General features: G+C 59.1%; 4 protein-coding genes. 2 read left to right on the top strand and 2 right to left on the bottom strand.

What is annotated here, in order from left to right; translation table 11 throughout:
• Positions 1 to 159 precede the first annotated feature (159 nt).
• A complete protein-coding gene (locus tag EN914_RS32425; protein ID WP_024503198.1) occupies positions 160 to 585 on the bottom strand; it encodes a hypothetical protein in 426 nt (141 codons plus the stop codon).
• 305 nt (positions 586 to 890) lie between these two features.
• On the opposite strand from EN914_RS32425, the gene EN914_RS32420 reads away from it, so the two are divergent.
• Complete coding sequence (locus EN914_RS32420; RefSeq protein WP_024503199.1) at positions 891 to 1,280, top strand: hypothetical protein; 390 nt, start codon at positions 891 to 893, stop codon at positions 1,278 to 1,280.
• Between the two features lie 6 nt (positions 1,281 to 1,286).
• Positions 1,287 to 2,096, top strand: coding sequence for a hypothetical protein (locus EN914_RS32415; protein WP_024503200.1), 810 nt, complete (start codon positions 1,287 to 1,289; stop codon positions 2,094 to 2,096).
• A 45-nt stretch (positions 2,097 to 2,141) separates the two neighbouring features.
• On the opposite strand, the gene EN914_RS38485 is transcribed toward EN914_RS32415, so the two are convergent.
• A partial coding sequence (locus EN914_RS38485; protein WP_164779074.1) for a hypothetical protein occupies positions 2,142 to 2,342 on the bottom strand: 201 nt, incomplete at its 5' end.

The raw sequence follows: 2,342 nt of genomic DNA, 5'->3' as shown, positions 1-2,342 counted from the left end.
GCTTGTTGAACTGGCGCACCGACATCCCGCAACCTGTTGCCAGGACAGCGGTGTGGCGCTCCTCACCACGAAGGCGCCTCAGCCGCTGGCTTTGCCATTGGTTCGGAAGCCGATAGGTGCCGATGCCCTCGATCTCAATTTCGGTGAAAGGGGTCCTGGCTAACATGCGATGCGCCTCGCGATTGCAGGGCCTGTGAGCAGCGCCAGCAGTGCGCCGGCCATGACGTCGGCCGTCGATCCTGGCAGCGCCTTGGCGGCCGTCCTGAGCTTGCCCAGGTCTATTTCATCCATGGCCAGGAACAGAGCAGCATTGAGCACCACCTCACCAGTCAGGAGCACCGCTGAGACCGCCTGCAGCGTCGCAGCATGAAGGTCATGGCCGTTGTCAGTCGAGTTGATGAGCTTCAGCACCATGGCCAGGTGTTGCTCGCCATGCCGGCGCCCGATCGCGCGCACCGTCGGCTTGCAGTAGCAATGGCCGGGCTTGCGGCCGCTCGACCGGTTGTCAGCGCTATTGTGGAGCTTGACGCCGCACATGCGGGCTATGGCGTGGATATCGCAAGGGTGGACCGTCCGTGCCAGCATGCCGCGCCTCGCTGTGAGAACGCGGGGATATTGCATAAGTCGCGGCTTATGCGCAATAGATCGGTTGGCCTGGAGTGAGGTCACTTGCATTTGAGCTAAATTGCGTGGCTGTATGGCCGATGAAAATTGGCCGGGGGGCCACACGACATGACCACAAACCTGTTTCTCACGGGTGTCGCTGCATTCGCGTTGCTCGTTCCGCTCTACTTCATTCTAAAATGACGACGGTATTCTAAGGCGCCGCACGACGCTCTCTGGACTATTTATTAGAACGGCCGCATCTTCCCCGCCGGGGAAGTGAGACAGTGGGCAAATTCCAGAAGCAGCATATCGGGGCCGACCAGGCTGACCGCTGGCGCAGCGCCAGGAAGCGACGCCGCCGCATATTGCGACCAGCGTATCTGCTCGCGCTGATCTTTGTGCCTTTGGCCGTGTTCCTCTCGCAGAACCCCGACATCATCGGCGCGGCTCCCAGCCTTGTGCAGATCGATGCATCTCCAAGCGCCTCTCTCTTGTCCACAGGCGCTGGATGCAACATCAAGGGCAACGTCAGTATCGACACGGGGGAACATATCTTCCACGTGCCCGGCCAGAAGTATTATTCGCGCACGCGCATCCGGCCCGAGTTCGGCGAGCGGTGGTTCTGTAGCGAGGCTGAGGCGATGGCGGCCGGCTGGCGGAAGGCATGGAGATAAGTGCCGATGGACGACGAAATTCTTTACCAAGGGCCCGGTTACACGATTGCCCGTATCCACAAGCCCGAGACAATGATTCCGTACGGTCCGAGCGGTGCTCGGCCAGATGGAACGCGAAACTATGGCTGGGTTGACTTGAGAGGCAGGCCGGATCTCGTCTCAGGAATCAAGGAGGCTGCCGATAGCACAGCTCTTCAAGCGGTGCTCCGCGAACTGGCGGCTCCTGGATCTCCAATCCTTTCCAGCGGGTGTGAGCACCATGCTTTTGACCGCGGGGAAAATGACCCGAGCGGCTTCAGATGGCAGTCAGGGGCCTTTGTTGTCACTGCTTTCGACGATGGACGCCTCAATAGGAGTGCCGAAAATCACATCGCGTTGGCAAAAGAAATTTGGGACAACATTGCTGCGCCCGTGACCTGGCGTGTTCCGATGCAATACGAACTCACAATCGAGCCCCTGAAGACGTTCTTCGGCCAATCAGATTGCCACTGCCTGATGCTGAAGGCGCTAGGATACGGACAATCGAAAGACCAAGCCAATGCATCAATGGAAGCTGCCTTGCATATGCTCGCCGCCTCCCTTCGCGAGGTGCAAAGCAAAATAGCGTTTCAAAACGCGTGGCATCTGACCGTCAGTTGTCTGAATCCGAGTTGCCAACAGCCGATCCCAATTGAGATCGAGCCGTCGGCTGAAGGGACGATGCTAGTTTGGGAGGATCTTCCCACCAAATTGCCCATCCGCTGTCCGTCTTGCGGCATAACGGGGGAGTATCATCCACGACAAGTTCGACGTGGGAAGGCAATTCCAACACAGTGATTTTCAATTCAACCTCCTTAAGGGCAGAGCGCCCTATCGGTTGCTTCACTCTCGGTCGAGATCAGCGATCTGTTTCTTCAAATCCTTCGGATCGCCGCGTGCTGCCAAGGCGCCGAGCGCAAGCGTTGCCGCCGCATCGTGGTTGCGACGCCTGGCTGCGAATCCGATGAAGCCGACGATCTGGCGCGGGGTGTAGCGCCAGACCTCGGCCGGAGAGTGCCCTTCGGCGATCAGCCTCTCGATGGC

It is taken from the genome of Mesorhizobium sp. M7A.F.Ca.CA.001.08.2.1, from assembly GCF_003998455.1.
Lineage (GTDB): Bacteria > Pseudomonadota > Alphaproteobacteria > Rhizobiales > Rhizobiaceae > Mesorhizobium > Mesorhizobium ciceri.
The sequence above is the reverse complement of the archived record's forward strand: the minus strand, read 5'-3'. Positions and strand labels throughout refer to the sequence as shown.

Bases quoted from the DNA above. Each gene is read 5' to 3' on its own strand.
- EN914_RS32425 (WP_024503198.1), bottom strand. From the start codon at position 585: ATGCTGGCACGGACGGTCCACCCTTGCGATATCCACGCCATAGCCCGC.
- EN914_RS32415 (WP_024503200.1), top strand. From the start codon at position 1,287: ATGGACGACGAAATTCTTTACCAAGGGCCCGGTTACACGATTGCCCGT.